The sequence below is a fragment of the Mycobacterium attenuatum genome (assembly GCF_900566085.1).
Lineage (GTDB): Bacteria > Actinomycetota > Actinomycetes > Mycobacteriales > Mycobacteriaceae > Mycobacterium > Mycobacterium attenuatum.
In genome coordinates, this window is sequence record NZ_UPHT01000005.1 from 80,280 (window position 1) to 100,978 (window position 20,699).

Here is a 20,699-nt window from a genome sequence, read left to right on the forward strand (position 1 = left end):
CCGCGGCTAGCGATCAGAGTCTTTGTGCCAGAAGCTGTTTGGCTAGTTCCGCACCCTTGCGGCTGTCGGACTGCGCCTTGCGGAACAAGTCGGCCGTCTCTCGGTCCCCGTCGCGTTCGGCGTCTTCGATGTAAGTTTCCAGCCGCAGTGCGTTGTCCAGGCACCGCTCGGTGTACCAGATCAGGTTGTAGGTCTTGTCGCGGGTGCCGGTCACCTGACCAGTTTCTGTGCCCACCGTTGGTCCTCCCCTCTTTCGGTATTAGTAGTCACTTTCCCGAGCTACCCATCGGGGTCACTTTCAAACATGCGCGACGGAGCGATTCACGTTGACAGATAAGTACTTTGGCTTAAGCGGGCTAACGAAATCGCTGGGGTGACGGATAGGCGGGGCTGGATGCGCCACCGGGCCGGAAGCTCGGAAAGGGGCGGGGTGTGCCTCCGGAGCTTGCCGCTCGCCTGGCGGTCGGGTGGCCGAAACGTTGGCGCTACCACTAGTTTGAGCTGGTGACCCCGCAGGCGCGCCCAGCGCACAAGGCCGACATTAAAGAGCTGTCCCGTACCTTGGCCCAAGCCTTCTACGACGACCCGGTGATGACGTGGTTGCTGCCCGACGACAAGTCCCGGCTCAAGCACCTCTATCGGCTGTTCGCGACGATGACCCGGCACCATCATCTGGCGCGCGGCGGCGTCGAAGTGGCTTGCGAGGACACCGGCATCGGCGCAGCCGCCCTGTGGGACCCCCCGAATCAATGGCGCGAGACGCGCCGGGCGGAGTTGGCCATGACCCCGGCGTTCCTTCGGGTGTTCGGCTTTCGGCAGGCAACCGGACGTGCGGTGCAGGAGGCGATGAAACGCGCGCATCCCGAAGAGCCGCACTGGTACCTGGCCGTCATCGGCAGCGACCCGGGCGTGCGCGGGCGGGGCTACGGCCAGGCCTTGATGCGGTCGCGGCTGGACCGCTGTGACGCCGAGTACTGCCCGGCCTACCTGGAGTCGACCAAACCCGAAAACGTGCCGTATTACGAACGTTTCGGCTTCACCGTCACCGGCGAGATCGTGCTACCGCACGGTGGGCCGCCGATGTGGCCGATGTGGCGAGAACCGCGCTGACCGGCTCGGGCCCGCCGCGCCGGTTCGGTGGGCCGGTTTAGCGGGTCACCGGTGCGGGCAACCGGTGCCAATGGCTACCGGCGACCTCAACGATCCCGCGGACTTCCCCGAGGAAGGCGGTCCCGGCGATACCCTCAACCCGAGTGAATCCACCGACTCCGAGGAGTTGCGCAACGACGACGGCGACATCGTCGTCGACCCGCCCGAGCACTGGAGTGAGGCCGACCGGTTCGGTATGACGGCGCGAGAAGAGCGCGAAGGGGAATCCCTCGATGACCGGCTCGCTGCCGAAGAACCCGACATGGCATCCGGCGCGTGGGAGCAGGAGGGCCCCGGGCGGGCTCATCGAGGCCAGATAGACGGCACGCCGGAGGATGGCGACTCGTTGTTCGAGGTCGTCGACGACGAGTGACGGCCCGGCCGCGGCGCGGGCCTGCCGTTTGCCATGGCCTCAGCCGGGTACCCAAGTGCGGAATTCCTACCGCTGGAGGGACGAATGGCAACCAACGACTCCAACCCCAAGCAGCGACAGCTTGACGACTGCCGGGTAGACGGGAGCACCGGGTACCTGACCACGCAGCAGGGCGTGCGAGTAGACCATACCGACGATGCACTTACCGCGGGGGAGCGTGGGCCCACCCTGCTCGAGGACTTCCATGCTCGGGAAAAGATCACCCACTTCGATCACGAGCGCATCCCCGAACGGGTGGTCCACGCCCGCGGGGCCGGAGCATACGGATACTTCGAGCCCTATGACGATTGGCTCGCCGAGTACACCGCGGCGCAGTTCCTCACCACGCCGGGTAAGCAGACGCCGGTCTTCGTCCGGTTTTCCACCGTTGTGGGATCGCGCGGCTCGGCGGACACCGTGCGCGATGTCCGCGGATTCGCCACCAAGTTCTACACCGACCAGGGCAACTACGACCTCGTGGGCAACAACTTCCCGGTGTTCTTCATCCAGGACGGCATCAAGTTTCCGGATTTGGTGCATGCGGTCAAACCGGAGCCGCACAACGAGATTCCGCAGGCGCAGTCGGCCCACGACACGCTGTGGGACTTCGTGTCGCTACAGCCGGAGACGCTGCACACCATCATGTGGCTGATGTCGGACCGAGCATTGCCGCGCAGCTACCGGATGATGGAGGGCTTCGGCGTGCACACCTTCCGCTTGGTCAACGCCAACGGCCAGGGCACTTTCGTGAAGTTTCATTGGAAGCCACGCCTTGGCGTGCATTCGCTGGTGTGGGAAGAGTGCCAGAAGGTGGCCGGCAAGGACCCCGACTTCAACCGGCGCGACCTGTGGGAAGCCATCGAGGCCGGCCAATATCCGGAGTGGGAGTTCGGGGTGCAGCTGGTTGCCGAAAGTGACGAGTTCAACTTCGGCTTCGACCTGCTCGACGCTACCAAAATCATTCCCGAGGAACAGGTTCCGGTACGCCCCGTGGGAAAGATGGTGCTCAACCGCAACCCGGACAACTTCTTCGCCGAAACCGAGCAGGTGGCCTTCCACACCGCCAATGTGGTGCCCGGCATCGACTTCACCAACGACCCACTGCTGCAGTTTCGCAACTTCTCCTACCTCGACACCCAGCTGATCAGGCTGGGCGGCCCTAATTTCGCGCAACTGCCGGTCAATCGGCCGGTGGCCGAGGTGCACAACAACCAGCGCGACGGCTACGGCCAGCACACCATTCCACGTGGCCGGTCAAGCTACTACAACAACAGCCTTGGCGGCGGCTGTCCGGCCCTGGCTGACGACAACGTGTTCCGGCACTACACCCAGAAGGTCGACGGTCACAAGATCCGCCAGCGGGCCGAGAGTTTCAAGGATCACTACAGCCAGGCCCGGATGTTCTGGAAGAGCATGTCCGCCGTCGAGGCCAAACACATTGTCGCCGCGTATGCGTTCGAGCTCGGCAAGGTGGAAACACCGGAAATCCGTTCGCGTGTCGTGGATCAGCTGAACCGCGTCGACCACGACCTGGCGACCCGCGTCGCCGGGGAGCTGGGGCTGCCCGCACCCGAAGGATCGGAGGGGGAGGGTGCCGAAATGCCTCCGTCCCCAGCGCTGTCGCAACTGAACACCGTCACCGACAGCGTCGAAACACGCAAGGTCGCCGTGCTGGCCGCCGACGGTGTCGACGTGGTGGGTACCCAGACCTTCATCGAGGCGATGCGGCAGCGCGGGGCCATCGTAGAAGTGTTGGCGCCCAAGGCCGGTGGCATGCTGTCCGGCGGATCCGGCGGCGAACTCCCGGTGGACCGGGCGATTACCACGATGTCGTCGGTCCTCTACGACGCGGTCGTGATACCGTGCGGACCCGACGCCGTCAAGGCCCTGTCCGAAGACGGCTATGCGATGCATTTTGTCACCGAGGCCTACAAACACCTCAAGGCGGTGGGGGCCTTCGGTGCGGGCGTCAAGATACTACCCAAGGCCGGGATAACCGAGAAAACCGCCGAGAGCACCGACGCCTTCGTCTCCAACGGGGTGATCACGACTAAGGCTGCGGCCGACGACCTTTCCGACGACTTCGCCGAGGCATTCGCCAAAGTGCTTGCCAAGCACCGTGTTTGGGAACGGCGGACGGATAGCGTGCCCGCCTGATCAGAGTTTGCTGTTCCAGCCGGCGACACCGATCGCGATCATCCGTAGCTGCTTGACCGCGATTCGGTGGATCTCGTCCAGCGCCTCGGTGCTCTGCGCGTCCTCGATCGCCTCGGCGATCACGATCATCGCGTTGACGAACAGCGTCGCCAAGATGTTGAGGTCCTCGGTGCTCCATTCGTTGAGCCCCGGGAAGCGGGCTAGGTCGGTGGCCAGCTCGGAGGTGATCAGCCGGATCTCGGTGCGGATGGCGTAGCGCAGCACCGATAGTCCGGTGGAGCGCTCCCGGACAATGAAACGCCAGTGTTCGCGTTTGTCGGCGACGCTGCCCACCAGGATCTCCACGGACGACTCGATGACCCGGTTGGGGTCCAGCTTGCCGGCGCGCGCCCCGCGTAACGTGTCGCGCAGGCTGCGAAACGACTCGTCGATCAGGACCAGCCCCAGGGCCTCCATCGACTCGAAATGCCGGTAGAACGCCGCAGGCACGATCCCGGCCTCCCGGGTCACCTCGCGCAGGCTCAGGCCGCTGAAGCTGCGGTCCTGCAACAGTTTGAGCGCGGCGGCGACGATGGCCCGCCGGGTGGCTTCTTTGCGTTCCTCCCGCGACACGGTGGCACGCGCCCGGTTCGGGCCGGACCGGTGTGAGCGTGAGCTAGGAGTACGGTCGTTCACTGTGTGAACCCTACCACAGACCTGCGGAAACACTTGACGAGCAGCCCTATCCCGTCGCACCGTGTACATATGTTCACTCAAACTTTGACACAAACCGTGGCGAAGCGAGTCCTGGGGTCCGACCTGGTCGACCTGCTCACCGGTCCGCACGGCGTCGACCGCTATACCGAGCTGGTGGCGCCGACGTGGACGCTGGGTGAGGCCCGCGCCAAGGTCATAGAGGTGCGCCGCGACACGCCGCGCAGCGTCACCCTCATCCTCGCTCCCAACGACACCTTCACCTCCACGAACACCGTCAAGGCCGGTCAGTACGTCAACCTCACCGTCGACATCGACGGACGCCGGCACACCCGCTGCTACTCACCGGCCAATGCCGAAGGCAGCCCGACCCTTGAGCTGACGATTGGTCACCACGACGGCGGGCTGGTCTCGACCTACCTGTACGAGCGTGCCCGCCGCGGGATGGTGGTCGGTCTGGCCGGTGTCGGCGGGGCCTTCGTGTTACCGGCGAAGCGGCCGCGGCGCGTGCTGCTCGTCTCCGGCGGCAGTGGCATCACCCCGGTCATGGCGATGCTGCGCACGCTGGTCGCCGAGGGCCATCCGGGCGAGATCGCCTTTGTCCACTACGCGCGGACTCCTGCGGAGGCGTGCTACCGCGGCGAGTTGCGCTCCCATCGTGATCTACGCGGAGTGCGGGTGTTGCACGGCTACACCCGCTCCGGCGCCGGTGATCTGGTGGGTCGCTTCGGGGCGGACCACCTGGCCGCGGCCATGCCGTCGCCCGATGCGGTTTTCGTCTGCGGCCCAACGGCGTTGGTCGATGCGGTGCGCGAGCATCGTGACAACGTGTTCACCGAGAGCTTCGTCCCACCGGTATTGGCGGCGCCGGCCAGCCCCTCGGGGGGCCGGATCACGTTCGGCGACAGCGGAATTGACGTCGCCGACGATGGCCGTTCGTTGCTCGAGCAGGCCGAATCGGCCGGGTTGACACCCGAAAATGGCTGCCGGATGGGCATCTGCCACACCTGCACCCGGCGCAAGACCTCCGGGACGGTGCGAAACGTGGTCACCGGCGCCGTCTCGACCGCCCCCGACGAGGACGTGCAGATCTGTGTGTCGGTTCCCGTCGGTGACGTCGACCTGTCCCTATAGCGCGACTGTGAATCAGACGACGCCCGCACGGCGTGTTGCGTCGCAAGGTTCACGGTCGTGGACCAACCCGAAAGGAAATACCATGTCATCCACCAAGATCACCCTCAGCCCAGAACAGGCCGACGCATTCGGCCGCGAACTCGACGCGATCAAGGAGCGCGTCCTGGCGGACCTCGGCGAAAAGGATGCCGACTACATCCGCCGGGTTATCAAGACGCAACGCGCCCTGGAAGTCGGCGGACGGGTACTGCTGTTTCTGCCGCCGGCGTGGCTGCTGGGAACCGCGATGCTAGGCGTGTCCAAGATCCTGGACAACATGGAGATCGGCCACAACGTCATGCACGGTCAATACGACTGGATGCGCGACCCGGCCATCTCGGGGCGTTCCTTCGAGTGGGACACCGCCTGTCCGGCCGATCAGTGGCGGTATTCGCACAACTACATGCACCACACCCACACCAACGTCGTGGGAATGGACCGCGATATCGGCTACGGCATCCTGCGGATGAGCGAAGACCAGCCGTGGGAGCCCTACTTCCTGGGCAACCCCGTCTACGCGTTCCTGTTGATGGTGCTGTTCCAGTACGGTGTCGCACTGCACGAACTGGAATCCGAACGCATCCGGGCCGGTGAGATCCGGCTCGCCGACAAGCGTGAGGTGCTGCGGGAGATCTGGAAGAAGACCCGCCGGCAGACCCTCAAGGACTATGTTGCGTTCCCGCTGCTGGCCGGGCCGTTCGCGCCGTTTGTGCTTACGGGCAACCTCACGGCCAACCTGATACGCAATGTGTGGTCGTACATGATCATCTTCTGCGGCCATTTCCCGGACGGCACTCAGGAATTCAGCGTCGAGGAGACCAAGGACGAGACCCGCGGCCAGTGGTACTTCCGTCAGGTCCTGGGTTCGGCAAACCTGACCGGCGGCAAGCTGTTTCATTTGTTGTCCGGCAACTTGTCGCATCAGATCGAGCACCACCTGTTCCCCGACATGCCGGCCCGGCGATACGCCGAGATCGCCCCGGAGGTGCAGGAGATCTGCGAGCGCTACGGCATCCCCTACAACCGCGGGCCGCTGCCCAGGCAGTTCGCCACGGTGGTGCGCAAGATCGTGAAGCTCGCCTTGCCGGGGCGTGCGCCGCGTCAGGCCTCCGCGCAGGAAGCGGTCGCGCTGTCGGTGGCATGACGCTGATCGAGGCCGCGGTGACGCCGTCGAGCCTGCGCATAGCGCGTGCTGTCCCGGCGGAAGCAGGCAGCGCTGTGCGCAGTCTCAATGCGAAACAAAGTGGTAAGCGCGGGGCCACAACAGCCCAACTGGAGGACAATGGGCCCGTGGAATGGACCGGCGCGCGTTATTCAGACAAGCCAACCGTGGAGGCTTCGACGTGGATCGACGCCGATCCCGAGCGCGTCTGGAGTCTGGTCTGTGACGTCGAGTTGATGCCGACCCTCAGCAACGAATTGCAAGCAGTGGAATGGGTCGACGGGGCCACCGGGCCCCGGATCGGCGCCCGGTTCGTCGGTCACAACCAGCACGACGCGTTCGGTGAATGGAGCACCACGTCACAAATTGTCAGCTGCGATGAGCCACACGAATTCGCTTGGGCGGTAGGCGAACCCGACAATCCCTCGGCCACCTGGCGGTTCCGGCTGACACCCCGGGACGGAGGCACCCTGCTGACCTACCGGACACAGATGGGGCCGGGCCGCTCGGGGTTGTCGCGCGCCATCGACGCGATGCCCGACAAGGAACAGAAGATCGTCTTCGTGCGGTTGCGGGAGTTCGAGACCGCGATCGACAAGACGCTGGCAGCGATCAAGAGGTTGGCCGAACACGGGGTCCGCTGATGCGCACCGCCACCACGGTCGAACTTTCCAGCGCCGGCCGAGACACCGTGGAGTTCGTCGTCGAGGCCGAAAAGCTTGGACTGGACGTCTGCTGGGTCGCCGAGGCGTGGGGGACTGATGCGCCGTCGGCGCTGGGCTACCTCGCGGCGCGAACCGAGCGGATGCTGTTGGGATCGGGTGTCTTGCAGGTCGGCACCCGTTCACCGGTCCTGGTCGCGCAGACCGCGATCGCACTGTCCAACCTGTCGTGCGGGCGCTTTCTGCTCGGGTTGGGCACGTCGGGCCCACAGGTGATCGAGGGCCTGCACGGCGTGGCTTTCGGCCGGCCCCTGGCGCGGATGGCGGAGACGGTCGACGTTGTGCAGCAAGCCGTTGCGGGATGCAAAATCTCATACTCCGGCAACGAGTTTCAGATCCCGCGCCCCGGCGGGGAGGCGGTGCCGATGCGGTTGTCGACCCGGCCCGAGCACGCGATCCCGATATACCTGGCCGCACTGTCACCAGCGATGCTGCGACTGACCGGGAGGGTTGCCGACGGCTGGCTGGGCACCAGCTTCGTACCGGAGGGCGCCGCCGGCGCCTATTTCACGCACCTGGACAGCGGGCTGGCCGCCGCCGGTCGCGCCCGGGCCGACATCGACATCTGTCAGGGCGCCGAGGTGGCGTTCGCCGCCGGTGAGGACGAGCTGCGGCGCATGGTCGCCGGCCGAAAGAAGGAGCTGGCGTTCAGCCTGGGCGGCATGGGGTCCGCCAGCACCAACTACTACAACCGGGCCTACAGCCGGCAAGGCTGGGCTGACGTCGCAGCCGCGGTGCGGGAGCAGTGGCAGCGCGGTGAGCGCGACCGCGCGGTCGCGTCGATCACCGACGAGATGGTGCTGGCCACGACGCTGATCGGGACCGAGGACATGGTCCGGGCCCGCCTTAGGGTGTGGCGAGACGCGGGCGTGAACACCGTGCGGCTCTATCCCGCAGGCGACACGCTTGAGGCCAAGCTTTCGACGCTGGGCCGGGCCATCGAGCTGGTCCGCGAGGTTTAGTGCACGGCGGTAGGCGCGTCGGCTAGCGGCACCAGTTCCGTCGCGGGCCGGGCCGGCAGCTCGTCGGTGAGAAACCACCGAAAGGCCAGGTTGCCGCGCGGGTATCCCAGCGTGGTCAGCGAGTTCGGGTGGTGGGAAACCCCGCGCGACAAGACGATCGTCACCGAACCGTCGCTGTTGACTGCCGCGCTGTGGCCATTGATGGAGCAACGGGCATCGGCGGGACCATATGTCGCCATGAACTGGTTCCACACCACCAGGTTCCAGAACCGGCAGGGCGGCGGCCGGTGGGTGATGACCAGCGCTTCGTCGTCGTCGAGCACGAAACTGCCGTAGGAGTAGCAGGCGTCGCGCGCCGACCAGCCGAAGTTGGCGTCGGGCACCTGATAGGGGGCGGCGAATCCGTTTGCAGCATAGTCGGTTTCGTGTCCCAACGCATGGTCGTCGGTGGCCCGGGTGCCGACGGCCAGCGGCACGATGGCAAACATGGTGCGCATCCAGGCGGCGGCCGCACGCAGCCTTGCGGCGGTCTCGGCGTCGCCGTGGCGGATCGGGTCCGGTGCGTCGAGCGCCTCGGCGGTCCAGGTGACCGGGCGGCCGGTGAGCGGGTCGGCCTGATAGTCACGGGTCATCAGGACCGCGGCGTCGGGTGTCGGTCCCAGCTCGAAGGAGAAGTTGCCGTCGGCGTCGATATCGAGATCACTGTCGCGCACAATCGCCACGACCTGGTCTGACCACGCTCCCGGCGATGGTTCGTTGTAGGCGGTGACCGAGAAGTAGACGCTGTCACCCCTGTTGCCGCTGATCCGGTAGCGTCGCGCCGGATCGACCGGGCACATGAAGTAGTAGGCGTCGGTGTTGTCGCCGCCCCAGCGACGGTCCCGCCGGAACGGTGTGTTGACCGCGACGAACTGCGGCCGGCCCGGCTCGGGAAACAGGTAGGCGTCGAAGGCGACGCCCAGGGTGGCCGCGAGTATGCGGTACCCGTCGGCGATGTGGCGGTCGTCGGTCACCGCCCGCTCGCCGTCGAGAAAGCCCCGGTCGAGGTCGCCGAGCGTGTCGAGCAATTCCTGCCACGCTGCCGTCGACTCGTGCGTCATGTGCCGATTCCTTTCAGGAGCAACGTGGTCGTGCGCTCGACCCAGGCGTCGTCGAGGTCGGCGCCGCGGGTGAGCAGGGCCATCAAGACGACGCCGGCGATAGCCTGGGCCAGATCGACGGCCAGATCGGCGGTGGTGGCGTCGGCGCGAACTTCACCATTGGCCTGGGCCTGGTGCAGCCGCTCGACGAGACCACCGCCGATGATGCCGGAAAACCGCTGTAACAGCGCCGCATGCAGGGTCGGGTCCGACGCCATCTCTCCGACCAGCCCGGGCAGCGCCGCCCTGGCGGCCGGCGCCGCCAGCACCGCCGTCGTGCGTCGCACCATTTCCCGCAGATCCTGCGGCAGCGATCCGCTGTCGGGTATGGCCGTCGCGGCACCGATCGGAAACACCGCCTCGTGGACCAGGTGAGCCTTGCTGGGCCAGCGCCGGTAGATCGCGGGCTTGCTGGTGCCGGCCCGCTTGGCGATGGCAGAGACGGACAGGCCGGCATAGCCGGCTTCGCCGAGCAGGTCCACCGTCGCGCGCAGCACCGCCTCGTCGATCCGCGGATCGCGCGGCCGGCCGAAATCGACTACCATTACGAAACCGAAAGTAACATAAGTTGCCGTGACCGTCCTCGACGACCTGGCCCAGCCCCGATTCAGCGAAGCGGCCCAGCAGATCCGCGACATGATGGGCGCGCTGGCCCCGGAGTGCCCGCTGGACGCCGAGGCGTTGCACGCCAGAGCCAGCGCCGACACCGGTCTGGATGACTTCGGCCCAGCCGGCTACCGGGAACGACTTGACGTCTTTGTGGCCGCGTTGCACGACATCGACGGGCTGCACGCGGCCGGGGTGGTCAACTTCTACGGGCAACTGCTGCAGCTGCTCAAGAACCGGCTGCTGCTGGCCGACTTGCTGCGCCGGCATCCCGAGATCGACGGCATCGAGCTGCAACCGCCGGTGGTGATAGCCGGTTTGCCCCGCACCGGCACCACACATCTGCACAACCTGTTGGCGGCGGCGCCCACCTTCCGCACGATGCCGTACTGGGAAAGTGTCGAGCCGTTTCCCCTGCCGTCCGAAGCCGGCCGCAGCCCCGTTGAGCCGGATCCGCGGCGGACCCGTATGGACGTCGCCGTCGCGGTGATCAACACCGTGATGCCCCTCTTCCCGCTGATGCACGAGATGACCACCGATCACGTGCACGAAGAGATCCAGCTGCTGGCCAACGATTTCTCGACGATGCTGTTGGAGACACTGGCCCACGTGCCCCGCTGGCGCGACTACTACCTTGCCCACGACCAGACGCCGCATTACGAATACCTGGCCACCCAACTCAAGGCGATGCAATTCCTGCGCGGCGGGCGGCGCTGGCTGCTCAAGTCGCCCCAACACCTCGAGCAGGTGCCGGTACTGGATCGGGTCTTTCCCGGCAGCATCGTGGTGTTCACCCACCGCGACCCGGTGCCGGTGGCGCTGTCGATGATGGCGATGATCACCTATTCGGCGCGCATGCACCGCTGGCCCGTGCCGGTGGCGGAGATCGCGGCGTATTGGATGGACCGGCTCGAGCAGATGCTCACCGCGCTCGTGCGCGATCGCGACACCATCGGTCCGCAGCGTTCGCTCGACATTCGCTTCGACGACTTCATGGCCGGCGAACTCGCCGTTGCCAAGCAGGTGTATGAACTGGCCGGCGAACCGTTCGGCGAGGCGGAGCGCGCCGCGATCACCGGCTATCTGGACGGCCACCGGCGCGGGCGGCTGGGAAACGTCGAAACCTCGTGCGAGATGTTCGGGCTGACAGCGGAGGATCTGCGGGCCCGGTTCGCGCCCTATGTCGAGCGCTTTCTGACCTAGCGCTGCGGCTGGGTACCCAGCTTGGCGCCGAGCCTGTAAATAGGCAGAAGAAGTGCGAGTAGCAGCCTGCGAAATTACAGGCTCGGTGGCCGGCTGGGTGGGGCGAGCGCTACCTTCTCAGTACATGACTCAAACCATGACCACAATGCCCGCCCTGGAGGGCGTCGAACACCGGTTTGTCGAGGTAGGCGACGGCGTGACCATCCACGTCGCCGACGCCGGTCCGGCCGACGGGCCGGCGGTGATGCTGGTGCACGGCTTTCCGGAGAACTGGTGGGAGTGGCACAAGCTGATCGGCCCGCTGGCTGCCGACGGCTACCGGGTGCTGTGCCCCGATCTGCGCGGTGCGGGCTGGAGCTCGGCGCCGCGCTCGCGGTACCTCAAGAGCGAGATGGCCGACGACCTGGCTGCGGTGCTGGACCGTTTGGGTGTCGCATCGGTCAAACTCGTCGCCCATGACTGGGGCGGGCCGGTCGCCTTCATCATGATGCTGCGCTACCCCGTCAAGGTGACCGGCTTCTTCGGGCTCAATACCTCGGCGCCGTGGGTACGCCGCGACCTTGGAATGCTGCGCCACATGTGGCGGTTCTGGTACCAGATCCCGATGTCGTTGCCGGTCATTGGTCCGCGGCTGATCGCCGACCACAAGGCCCGCTACTTCCGGATGCTGACGTGCTGGGTCGGGGGCGGATACAGCGTGCCCGACGAGGACTTCCGGATGTACGTCGACTGCATGCGCCAGCCCGGGCACGCCGAAGCCGGCTCGCGGTGGTATCGCAGCTTCCAGACCAGCGAGATGCTGCGCTGGCTGCGTGGCGAATACAACGACGCGCGGGTCGACGTGCCGGTGCGCTGGCTGCACGGCACCGGCGATCCGGTGATCACGCCCAACCTGCTGCGCGGATATGAAAGCCGGGCAAGCGATTTCGAGGTTGAGCTGGTCGACGGTGTGGGCCATTGGATCGTCGAGCAGCGGCCCGATCTGGTGCTGGACCGGCTGCGCGCGTTCCTTACGGCTTGACCAGGATACGGATCGGGTTGCCCTGCTGGCGCTCCAGCTTCTCGATGCCCGCCGGCAGGTCGTCGAGGGCGATAACCTCGCTGATCGACCGCGAAATATCAAGGCGTCCAAGCGAAACCAGTCTTGCCAGGGTCTCGATGTCGACGTTTTGGTAACCGAGATGACCGAGCACCTGCTTGCGGGTGACCCCCAACAGCACGGTCGGCCCGATGCTCGGCGACTCGGCGCTCATCCCCACGCAGACCAGCCGCCCGCCGTTGGTCAACGCGCCAAGGGCCTGTTCGAACGTCACTTTCAGGCCGACGGCGTCGAACGCCACGTCCAGCAACCGCCCGCCGGTGACCTCGGCAATCTTGTCGGCCAGCCCGTCGTCTCGGGTGTCGAACGCATAGTCGGCGCCCAGTTCCAGGGCGCGTTCCAGCACCGCCGGGTTGATGTCCAGGGCGATCACCGGTGCCGCCCCGACCAGCCGGGCGAGCTGGACGATGTGGGTGCCCACCCCGCCCACGCCCCAGACCCCGACCGATTCGCCGACGCCCACCTTCGCGGTTCGGACGACGGCGCCGAACGGTGTCGACACCGCGTCGGCCAGGATCGCGGCCTGCTCCAGGGGAACGTTGTCCGGCACCCGGGTCAGGCCGGCTGCCTGCGCCACGGTGTATTCGGCCCATGCGCCGTCGTAGGCGAAGGCCATCAGCTGGATGTTCAGGCAGTTGACGACGTCGCCGCGGCGGCAATTCGGGCAGCTTTGGCACGGCCGGCCGGCGGCCACCACCACCCGGTCACCCTCGGCCCAGCCCGTCACGTCGGGACCCAACTTTGCGATGGTGCCCGAGGCCTCGTGGCCCTGGGTCACCACCGGTTTCTGGGCCGGGAACGTGCCGTTGATCAGGCTCAGATCCGAGTGGCAGATGCCGCAGAAGGCAACCTTGACCAAGACCTCGCCCGGACCCGGCTCGGGTATCGGAACAGCTTCCAGCGCAACCCTTTTGGTATCCGCATAGAAGCGTTCGGCGCGCATGGTGGCCATGGTCACTCGACGCCGATCGTGACCTCTGTCGACTTGATGAACACCGTTGCGGGCTGGCCGACCTGCAGGCCGAGTTCGACCGCCGCGTCCTTGGTGACCGACGACGTGACGATCTGGTCGCAGCCGTCGAGTTTGACCTTGACAATCGCCATCACGCTGCCGAGGTCGACCTCGGTGATGGTGCCCTTGAGCTGGTTCCTGGTCGATAGCCGCATCGCAGTCCTTTCAACAATTCACCCGGGGTGTGCGACGAGCGTAGTGGGCCCGTTCAGGAGCGAGGACCCAGGAGGGCTATGGATGCATCGACCGCCGGTTCGACGATGTCGCGGACGGGTCGCCCGTCCTCGACGGCGAGCGCGGTCAGTTCACGCAGTCCGCCCAGCAGGATGACCGACAGCGGCACGGTTAGTGGCGGCAGGCTGACCCGCCGGAAGCCCGGGCTGGCGCTGAGTTCGATCAGCAGTGTGGACAGCACCTGCAATCCGCGGCGCTGGACGGGCCGCGCGACGGCCCCCAGTGACGGGAGTTCGCGAATCCAGCTCAAGGTGATCGCCTGCCGGGACTCGATGTGCCCAACGTAGGCCTCGACAGCCTGGCGAATCTGCTGGTGCCAATGGGCGTCGGGATCGACTGCCGCCTGGATGCGCTCGCCGAGCTTTTCGACGTCGGCCTGCAGCAGCTCCAGAAAGCACTGCTCCTTGCCGCTGAACTGGTCGTAGAAGGTGCGTTTGGAGGTGCGGGCGTGGCGGACGATGTCGGCAACGGTGGTCGCGCGGTAGCCGCGCTCACCGATAGCAGCGGCGAGGCCGTCGAACAGCCGAAGCCGAAAAGGGTCAATTTCGGCCGGCGCGGCATTGCCGGCAACTGCTGTCACCAACGCTCTTCCTTCGCGGATCGGTGTGGAGCTTGTCAGCCTTGGTACCAAAGGGTACCGTGCCAGGATAAGCCTGCGGTACGCCGCGGTACCATCCCCGTGTTCATGCAGCCCGGGGCGGATGTTGGGAGTCCATCTCGATGAGCCACGCAATCACCGATGCGCCAGCACAACCGGCAGTCATGTTGCCGCCGGCGCCGCGGATCCCCAGCCTGATCCAAGGCCTCATTTTTGCAATCACGCGCCGCGGCATGATGCGTCGGCTGGCGCGGCGCTATGGCAACGTCTTCACGCTGAATATCCCCATCTATGGGCGGGTCGTCGTCGTCGGTGACCCGCAGCTGGCCCGACAGATATTCACCACCAGCCCCGACGAATTGGGCAACATCCAGCCGAACCTGAGCCGGCTGTTCGGCTCCGGCTCGGTCTTCGCGCTCGACGGTGATGACCACCGCCGGCGGCGGCGCCTGCTGGCACCGCCGTTTCACGGCAAGAGCATCAAGAAATACGAGGCCATCATCGAGGAGGAGACGCTGCGCGAGACGGCTCGCTGGCCGGAGGACGAGCCGTTTGCGACGCTGCCGTCGATGATGCACATCACCCTCAACGCCATCTTGCGTGCGGTTTTCGGGGCCGACGGAGCCGAACTCGACGAACTGCGCCGGCTCATCCCGCCGTGGGTCACGCAGGGGTCGCGGCTGGCGGCGATGCCGAAACCGAAACGCAACTACGGCCGTTACAGCCCGTGGGGCCGGCTGGCGGAGTACCGGCGCCAGTACGACGTGGTCCTTGACAAGCTGATCGACCGCGAGCGCTCGGACCCGAACTTCGCCGACCGGACCGACGTGCTCGCGTTGATGCTGCGCAGCACCTACGACGACGGATCGCTGATGTCCCGCAAGGACATTGGTGACGAGCTGCTCACCCTGCTGGCCGCCGGGCATGAAACCACCGCGGCCACGCTGGCTTGGGCATTCGAACGGCTGACCCGGCACCCGCAGCTCCTGGCTGCCCTGGTGGCGGAGGCCGACGCGGGCGGTGACGAGCTGCGCCAGGCGACGATCCTGGAAGTCCAGCGGGCCAGGACCGTCATCGATTTTGCGGCCCGGCACATCTATTCCGACGTATATCGGCTCGGTGAGTGGTCGATCCCGCGCGGGGATTCGATCATCATCAACATCGGCCAGATTCACGACAATCCCGTCGTATTCCCCGACCCGCAGCGTTTCGACCCGCAGCGCTACCTCGAACGTAAGCCGTCGACGTTCGCCTGGATCCCGTTCGGCGGCGGCACCCGCCGTTGTGTGGGCGCGGCGTTCGCCAACATGGAAATGGATGTGGTGCTGCGAACTGTGTTGCGTCACTTCGTCATCGAGACGACGACGGCACCCGACGAGAAGTGGCGCTGCCGCGGTGTCGCCTACATTCCCAAGGACGGCGGACAGATCGTGATGCGCCGGCGCTGACCGGTTCGCCTACGGGTTTGCCTATGGGTTTGTTGAGGCCCGGCGCGGCAGTTTCCAGCCCGGGCGGACGTAGTGGCAGGTGTACCCGTAGGGGTAGCGCTGCAGGTAATCCTGGTGCTCGGGCTCGGCTTCCCAGAATGCTCCGGCCGGGCTGACTTCGGTCACCACTTTGCCCGGCCACAGGCCGGAGGCTTCGACGTCGGCGATGGTGTCCGACGCGATCCGTCGTTGCTCGTCGTCGAGGTAGAAGATGGCCGAGCGGTAGCTGGTGCCGACATCATTACCCTGCCGGTTCTTCGTCGTCGGATCGTGGATTTGGAAGAAGAACTCCAGCAGTGCGCGGTAGTCGGTGACCGCTGGGTCGTAGACGATTTCGACGGCCTCGGCGTGGCTGCCGTGATTGCGGTACGTGGCGTTGGGGGTGTCGCCGCCGCTGTAACCGACGCGGGTCGAGATGACACCGGGCTGGCAGCGGATCAGGTCCTGCATGCCCCAGAAGCATCCGCCGGCCAGGATTGCCGTGTTGGTCGTCATTGCCTTCTCTCCTTCGGTGGGGTCGTCACGGGCCCACGATCCGAGGTTAGTTGCGGCTGGCCGACATCGCCCAAAGCCAGACCACGCAGTCGGGGTCGACTCCGTCGGCGCTGCCGGATGTCCCACGCGATGCCCCGGCGTACACCGGCACCAGCTCTGCCCCATCAGGTTCGGACGGTTCGTCATCGGTGCCGGGATCGGGTCGGTTGCTCGGGCGCGACGGCTCGGCGGGGACGAGGGCTTGCGGCCGCACCTGTCGCCGTTTCGGGCGCTGCCGGGTGGGCCACCAGTTGGCGTTACCCACCAGCACCGCAAGCGAGGGCACGGTAATGGTGCGGACCAGGAAGGTGTCGAGCAGCAGACCGACGCCGATGATGAAGCCCGCTTGAACCATGGTGCTGATGCTGGCGAACAGCATGCCGAACATCGACGCGGCGAAGATGATTCCGGCGGAGGTGATCACGCCGCCGGTCGTGCCGACGGTACGGATGACGCCGGAGCGGATACCGTTGGGGGATTCGTCGCGAATCCGCGAAACTAACAGCATGTTGTAGTCGGCGCCGACGGCGACCAGCACGATGAACGCCATCCCCGGAACGCTCCACCCCAGGGGCTGGCCACCGATGAGCTGGAATGCGATCACCCCGACGCCCAATGCCGACAGGTACGAAACAACCACGGAGGCAACGAGATACAGGGGCGCGACGACCGCCCGTAGCAGCATGATCAAGATGAACAGCACCACGGCGATGGTCGCGACGATGATGAACCGGATGTCGTGGTTGTAGTAGTCGCGCATCTGGGCATACGTCGGGGTGGTGCCCGACATCGCGATCGACGCGTCGGCCAGTGACGTATTGGGCTGGGCGCTGTGGGCGGCGTCGATGATCGCCTTGTCCTGGTCGAAAGCGGCGGTGCTGAACGGGTCTAGTTTCGACTGGACCAGGTAGCGCACCGCGTGCCCATCGGGTGAGACGAAGATCGATGCCAGGTCTTTGAAGCGGGCGTCGTTCATCGCTTCCGGCGGGATGTAGAAGCCGGACATGCCGGGTTTGGATGCGTTGAGCTTCATCGACAACAAGAATGCGGCGGCATCGGACAGGCCGCGGCCCATCTGTTTGGTCTGCTCGGTCAGTTGCTGCACCCCGTCGGCCACCCGCTGGCTGCCGTCGGCCAGCGCATTGGCTCCCTGCTGCATTTCGGCCAGTTGCTGCTGTAAGCCGCCGGGACTGCCCAGGCCGAGCGATTGAATTGTCTGGACCGCCTGATTCAGCGATGCCCGCATGGCCTGCAGCGTTGCGACCAGATTCTGGACGTCCGGGGCGGCCTGCAGCTGTCTGGCGACATCGGCGATCTGATCGAACGCCCCGGAATTGCGGGCGTTGACCAGCACTTGCAGTTGGTCTCGGGCGGTAGCGCAAGCGGGGTCGGTGGTGCAGACCGGGCTGGCGTTGAGTCCGGCCAGCACCGGTCCGGCCATGTTAAGCACCTCGTCGATGCTGCCGGCATTGCTGTGCAGCCTCGCGGCCAGTTGCTGGATCTGTCGCAGTGTCGTGCTGGCGTCGACTTGGTTCGCCACCCGGGATGCCTCGCCGGCCAGGCCGTTGATCACCGCGATCGCCTGGTTGACCTGGCCGGTGATCGCGGCCAGGGCGTCGGCGAGCTTGCGGGACCCGGCGGTCAGCGCATCCAGGTCCCCGTTGGCGCCGGCGATCTGTTGCGACGCATCCGACAACTTCCCGCCGACCTCGCCGGCTTGATAGCTGAGCTTGGCTTCCTCCAACGATTCGCCCTTGGGTCGCGTGATACCGCGAACCATGGCGATGTCGGGCAGCTGGCTGACTCGCTGCGCCATCTGCTCGAGATCGGCGAGCGCCTGCGGATTACGCAGATCGTGCGGTGAGTGGATGTAAATGTATTGCGGGATAGTCGAACTCGGCGAAAAGTGCCGGCCCATCGCCTCATATCCGACATTGCTTTCCACCCCGGACGGCAACGCCGCCCGCGCGTCGTAGGTGTAGCGCACCATGGTCGCGCAGCCGGCCAGCGCGACCAGAACCAGCAGGCTGGCCGTCAAGTGCGCGATCGGACGACGGACGATGTGAATTCCCGACCGCCGCCACAACCGGCTAGTGAGCTCCCGTCTCGGTGCGATCCACCCACGCCGCCCGGCGAGCACCATGACCGCCGGCAGCAGGGTGACTGCCGCCAGGAACGCGATTGCGATCGACACCGCCAACGCGGGCCCGACAGTGGAGAACACGCCCAGACGGGTGAACGACATGAAGACGAAGGTGACCGCAACGGTTGCCGCGGAGGCCGCGATCACTTTGCCGATGGACGCCAGGGCGCGGGCAATGGCCTGGTCGGAGTCCACTCCGCGGCGCAGGCATTCGTGGTAGCGGCTGATGAGGAACACCGCGTAATCGGTACCGGCGCCGATCATCATCGCGGTCATGAACACCACGGTCTGATCGGATATGCCCAACCCTAGACGGGCCAGACCGGCAACGACTTGCTGAGCCGTCACCAGCGACAAGCCGATAGTCAGCAAGGGCAGGAACATGGTCACGGGGTTGCGGTAGACCACCAGCAGGATCAACAGCACCATGACGATGGTCGCGGTCTCGATCACATGCAGATCACGCTGCCCGATCGCGGACATATCGGCGATGGTGGCCGGCAGCCCCGTCAGGTTCGCGGTCAGCGCGGACCCGGCGACCGTGTGCTTGACGATGTCGGTCACCCGTGTGTAGGCCTGGGTGGATTGCGGTGAGCCCAGTTCACCGGCGATGCTGACCGGGATGAACCACGCTTTGTGGTCTTTGCTCTCCACGACTTCTCGCAGTGGCGGCGCGTTGATGAAGTCCTGCACCGCAACCACGTCGTGGTTGTCATGGCGCAGCCGGTCGACCAGCGTGCGATAGACGTCTTCGTCGGCCTGGCTCAGCCCGTGCTCATCGGTGAGCACCACCACGGCGACGTTTTGCGATCCTGGCTCGTGAAACGCCTCGGCCATCTGCTTGGCGGTGACCATGACGGGCGCATCCTCGGGCAGGATCTCCACCGTGTGCTCGCGAACCACCTGAGTAAGCGGCGGCAAGGCCACCGATAGGGCGGCCGCCAATGCGACCCAGAAACCGATGACGAGCAACGGTCTGCGCACCACCAAGCGGGCCAGGCCGGGGAAGATACCGCCGGTCGGCAGGCCGAGGTTAGGGTTGCGGCGCAGCACTATGGGGCTTTGGGGGCGCTGTAGGGCGTTTTGGCTAGGCTTGAGCGTCAAACGCGAACGGGGACAATGTAATCCGATCGCCATTTGCGGAGTTCGAGCGGGGGCTGGACACGTGACGCACTATTGGACAACTCCAGATTCTTCGTCGGTTGATCTACACAGCGGGGTGCTCGGTCTGGGCTACCCGCAAATGTGTCGTCGTTAACGTGTCGGCGCGCCGCGAAATCTCATCGATCTGAGCTGCCCGGCCGGCGGCCGGCAGGCCTCATGACGCCCGGGTGAGGTTGTGACGCCCGGCCGGTGGGTAGATAACGGGCGCGGTCCTGGTATCCAGACAGCGTGTTCGGCGAGGAAGGTGACGGAAGGTGGCAGCCATGCGGACGCAGGCCTTGGCGGCGCCGTTGACCGTGTGGGTCGGCACGACCATGTACACCTTTGCGCCTGGCCGCGACGTCACGGTGGGCCGCGACATCCGGTCGGACGTCTGCCTGGACGGGCCCGACAGCACCTGGGTGTCGCGTGAGCACCTCGTGCTGAGGTTCGACGGCGCCCACTGGGTGGTGATCGACCGCAGCCGAAACGGCACCTATCTGGACGGCGTGCGGGTGTCGAGGGCCACCATCCGAAGTGGTCAGCACATCACCGCCGGCGACCCGCACCGGGGACCACGGCTGATTTTCCAGCCCGGCGTCCCGACCGGCGCGGCCGTACCGGGCGCCCGGACTGGCCCCGCTGCGCTTACCGCGCCGAGTCGACCGCCCGACCCGGTCCCGAGTACGCCAAATCCGCCACCGACGCAGGCCCCGACCCTGCCCGGGTTTCCGGCGGTCCGGCTGCACCCGCCGTCCGGGCCGCCCGACGAGCCCACACCATTCGAGCCGGCCTCACCCGGTGAGCCCAGCTCACCCGAGCCGGCGTCACTCAGCGAGCCAGCACCGGAGCCGCCGCCGCCCGGCGAGCCGGCTCCGGCCGACTCGTCCCCGGCGGCCGAACCCGCGACGGTAGGCCTCGAGCCGACCGCCGAACTGCCCGAACGCGGCGCTGCAACGGGTGAGTCGGCCGAACCGGACGACTCCCGGCCTGGGGAGTCCGCCGCCGGGGCCGCGGCAAGCGCCGGACCCAAGCCCCCAGAGCCCAAGCCCCCAGAGCCCAAGCCCCCAG

20 protein-coding genes are annotated in these 20,699 nt (G+C 66.3%); 11 read left to right on the top strand and 9 right to left on the bottom strand.

Going from position 1 to position 20,699, the window contains the following annotated elements; genetic code table 11:
- Positions 1–13 precede the first annotated feature (13 nt).
- Positions 14–235, bottom strand: coding sequence for a hypothetical protein (locus tag EET13_RS01170; protein WP_122440552.1), 222 nt, complete (start codon positions 233–235; stop codon positions 14–16).
- Between the two features lie 269 nt (positions 236–504).
- Between EET13_RS01170 and EET13_RS01175 the strand changes: the two genes are divergently transcribed.
- The 3 genes from EET13_RS01175 (at position 505) to EET13_RS01185 (ending at position 3,718) form a co-directional block, all read left to right on the top strand.
- Entirely contained in the window at positions 505–1,110 is a 606-nt protein-coding gene (locus EET13_RS01175; RefSeq protein WP_122440553.1) for a GNAT family N-acetyltransferase, read from the top strand.
- A 70-nt stretch (positions 1,111–1,180) separates the two neighbouring features.
- Positions 1,181–1,522, top strand: a complete 342-nt coding sequence (locus EET13_RS01180) for a hypothetical protein (RefSeq protein ID WP_122440554.1) — start codon at positions 1,181–1,183, stop codon at positions 1,520–1,522.
- 84 nt (positions 1,523–1,606) lie between these two features.
- Positions 1,607–3,718 (top strand): catalase, encoded by a 2,112-nt coding sequence (locus tag EET13_RS01185; protein WP_122440555.1) that lies wholly within the window; start codon positions 1,607–1,609, stop codon positions 3,716–3,718.
- Here EET13_RS01185 and EET13_RS01190 read toward each other — a convergent pair whose 3' ends face one another.
- Positions 3,719–4,393, bottom strand: coding sequence for a TetR family transcriptional regulator (locus EET13_RS01190; protein ID WP_122440556.1), 675 nt, complete (start codon positions 4,391–4,393; stop codon positions 3,719–3,721).
- 69 nt (positions 4,394–4,462) lie between these two features.
- Here EET13_RS01190 and EET13_RS01195 point away from each other — a divergent pair, with 69 nt between their 5' ends.
- From EET13_RS01195 to EET13_RS01210, 4 genes are all read left to right on the top strand, one after another.
- A complete protein-coding gene (locus EET13_RS01195) occupies positions 4,463–5,545 on the top strand; it encodes a ferredoxin reductase (protein WP_122440557.1) in 1,083 nt (360 codons plus the stop codon).
- A gap of 82 nt (positions 5,546–5,627) precedes the next feature.
- On the top strand, positions 5,628–6,728 hold the full coding sequence (locus EET13_RS01200) for a fatty acid desaturase family protein (protein WP_122440558.1): 1,101 nt from the start codon (positions 5,628–5,630) through the stop codon (positions 6,726–6,728).
- 146 nt (positions 6,729–6,874) lie between these two features.
- A complete protein-coding gene (locus EET13_RS01205) occupies positions 6,875–7,390 on the top strand; it encodes an SRPBCC family protein (RefSeq protein ID WP_103849640.1) in 516 nt (171 codons plus the stop codon).
- A complete protein-coding gene (locus EET13_RS01210) occupies positions 7,390–8,430 on the top strand; it encodes an LLM class flavin-dependent oxidoreductase (RefSeq protein ID WP_122440559.1) in 1,041 nt (346 codons plus the stop codon). Before EET13_RS01205 ends, EET13_RS01210 begins: the two co-directional genes overlap by 1 nt.
- On the opposite strand, the gene EET13_RS01215 is transcribed toward EET13_RS01210, so the two are convergent.
- Both EET13_RS01215 and EET13_RS01220 read right to left on the bottom strand, forming a co-directional pair.
- A complete protein-coding gene (locus EET13_RS01215) occupies positions 8,427–9,530 on the bottom strand; it encodes a DUF1214 domain-containing protein (protein ID WP_122440560.1) in 1,104 nt (367 codons plus the stop codon). The genes EET13_RS01210 and EET13_RS01215 overlap by 4 nt on opposite strands.
- On the bottom strand, positions 9,527–10,114 hold the full coding sequence (locus tag EET13_RS01220; RefSeq protein WP_122440561.1) for a TetR/AcrR family transcriptional regulator: 588 nt from the start codon (positions 10,112–10,114) through the stop codon (positions 9,527–9,529). Before EET13_RS01220 ends, EET13_RS01215 begins: the two co-directional genes overlap by 4 nt.
- Positions 10,115–10,142: 28 nt before the next feature.
- On the opposite strand from EET13_RS01220, the gene EET13_RS01225 reads away from it, so the two are divergent.
- Together EET13_RS01225 and EET13_RS01230 are read left to right on the top strand one after the other, a co-directional pair.
- Complete coding sequence (locus EET13_RS01225; protein WP_211189005.1) at positions 10,143–11,378, top strand: sulfotransferase family protein; 1,236 nt, start codon at positions 10,143–10,145, stop codon at positions 11,376–11,378.
- A gap of 136 nt (positions 11,379–11,514) precedes the next feature.
- Positions 11,515–12,399, top strand: coding sequence for an alpha/beta fold hydrolase (locus EET13_RS01230; protein ID WP_122440583.1), 885 nt, complete (start codon positions 11,515–11,517; stop codon positions 12,397–12,399).
- Here EET13_RS01230 and EET13_RS01235 read toward each other — a convergent pair.
- The 3 genes from EET13_RS01235 to EET13_RS01245 are packed head-to-tail and all read right to left on the bottom strand — an operon-like array spanning position 12,389 to position 14,303.
- Positions 12,389–13,429, bottom strand: a complete 1,041-nt coding sequence (locus EET13_RS01235; protein ID WP_122440562.1) for a zinc-binding dehydrogenase — start codon at positions 13,427–13,429, stop codon at positions 12,389–12,391. The genes EET13_RS01230 and EET13_RS01235 overlap by 11 nt on opposite strands.
- 2 nt (positions 13,430–13,431) lie before the next feature.
- Complete coding sequence (locus tag EET13_RS01240) at positions 13,432–13,644, bottom strand: TOBE domain-containing protein (RefSeq protein ID WP_122440563.1); 213 nt, start codon at positions 13,642–13,644, stop codon at positions 13,432–13,434.
- A 53-nt stretch (positions 13,645–13,697) separates the two neighbouring features.
- A complete protein-coding gene (locus EET13_RS01245; protein ID WP_122440564.1) occupies positions 13,698–14,303 on the bottom strand; it encodes a TetR/AcrR family transcriptional regulator in 606 nt (201 codons plus the stop codon).
- Between the two features lie 140 nt (positions 14,304–14,443).
- On the opposite strand from EET13_RS01245, the gene EET13_RS01250 reads away from it, so the two are divergent.
- A complete protein-coding gene (locus EET13_RS01250; protein ID WP_122440565.1) occupies positions 14,444–15,769 on the top strand; it encodes a cytochrome P450 in 1,326 nt (441 codons plus the stop codon).
- Between the two features lie 21 nt (positions 15,770–15,790).
- Here the strand turns inward: EET13_RS01250 and msrA are convergent, their stop codons facing one another.
- Complete coding sequence (msrA, locus tag EET13_RS01255) at positions 15,791–16,303, bottom strand: peptide-methionine (S)-S-oxide reductase MsrA (RefSeq protein WP_122440566.1); 513 nt, start codon at positions 16,301–16,303, stop codon at positions 15,791–15,793.
- A gap of 46 nt (positions 16,304–16,349) precedes the next feature.
- Positions 16,350–19,538, bottom strand: coding sequence for an MMPL/RND family transporter (locus tag EET13_RS01260; protein WP_425294212.1), 3,189 nt, complete (start codon positions 19,536–19,538; stop codon positions 16,350–16,352).
- A 374-nt stretch (positions 19,539–19,912) separates the two neighbouring features.
- Here EET13_RS01260 and EET13_RS01265 point away from each other — a divergent pair.
- Positions 19,913–20,699 (top strand): FHA domain-containing protein (locus EET13_RS01265; protein ID WP_122440568.1); only part of this gene is annotated, 787 nt, incomplete at its 3' end.

Excerpts from the sequence above, each read along its gene's own strand:
- EET13_RS01250 (WP_122440565.1), top strand. The coding sequence starts at position 14,444 with ATGAGCCACGCAATCACCGATGCGCCAGCACAACCGGCAGTCATGTTG.
- EET13_RS01200 (WP_122440558.1), top strand. The coding sequence starts at position 5,628 with ATGTCATCCACCAAGATCACCCTCAGCCCAGAACAGGCCGACGCATTC.
- EET13_RS01210 (WP_122440559.1), top strand. The coding sequence starts at position 7,390 with ATGCGCACCGCCACCACGGTCGAACTTTCCAGCGCCGGCCGAGACACC.
- EET13_RS01215 (WP_122440560.1), bottom strand. The coding sequence starts at position 9,530 with ATGACGCACGAGTCGACGGCAGCGTGGCAGGAATTGCTCGACACGCTC.
- EET13_RS01180 (WP_122440554.1), top strand. The coding sequence starts at position 1,181 with ATGGCTACCGGCGACCTCAACGATCCCGCGGACTTCCCCGAGGAAGGC.
- EET13_RS01220 (WP_122440561.1), bottom strand. The coding sequence starts at position 10,114 with ATGGTAGTCGATTTCGGCCGGCCGCGCGATCCGCGGATCGACGAGGCG.
- EET13_RS01195 (WP_122440557.1), top strand. The coding sequence starts at position 4,463 with ATGTTCACTCAAACTTTGACACAAACCGTGGCGAAGCGAGTCCTGGGG.
- msrA (WP_122440566.1), bottom strand. The coding sequence starts at position 16,303 with ATGACGACCAACACGGCAATCCTGGCCGGCGGATGCTTCTGGGGCATG.
- EET13_RS01230 (WP_122440583.1), top strand. The coding sequence starts at position 11,515 with ATGACCACAATGCCCGCCCTGGAGGGCGTCGAACACCGGTTTGTCGAG.
- EET13_RS01185 (WP_122440555.1), top strand. The coding sequence starts at position 1,607 with ATGGCAACCAACGACTCCAACCCCAAGCAGCGACAGCTTGACGACTGC.
- EET13_RS01235 (WP_122440562.1), bottom strand. The coding sequence starts at position 13,429 with ATGGCCACCATGCGCGCCGAACGCTTCTATGCGGATACCAAAAGGGTT.
- EET13_RS01240 (WP_122440563.1), bottom strand. The coding sequence starts at position 13,644 with ATGCGGCTATCGACCAGGAACCAGCTCAAGGGCACCATCACCGAGGTC.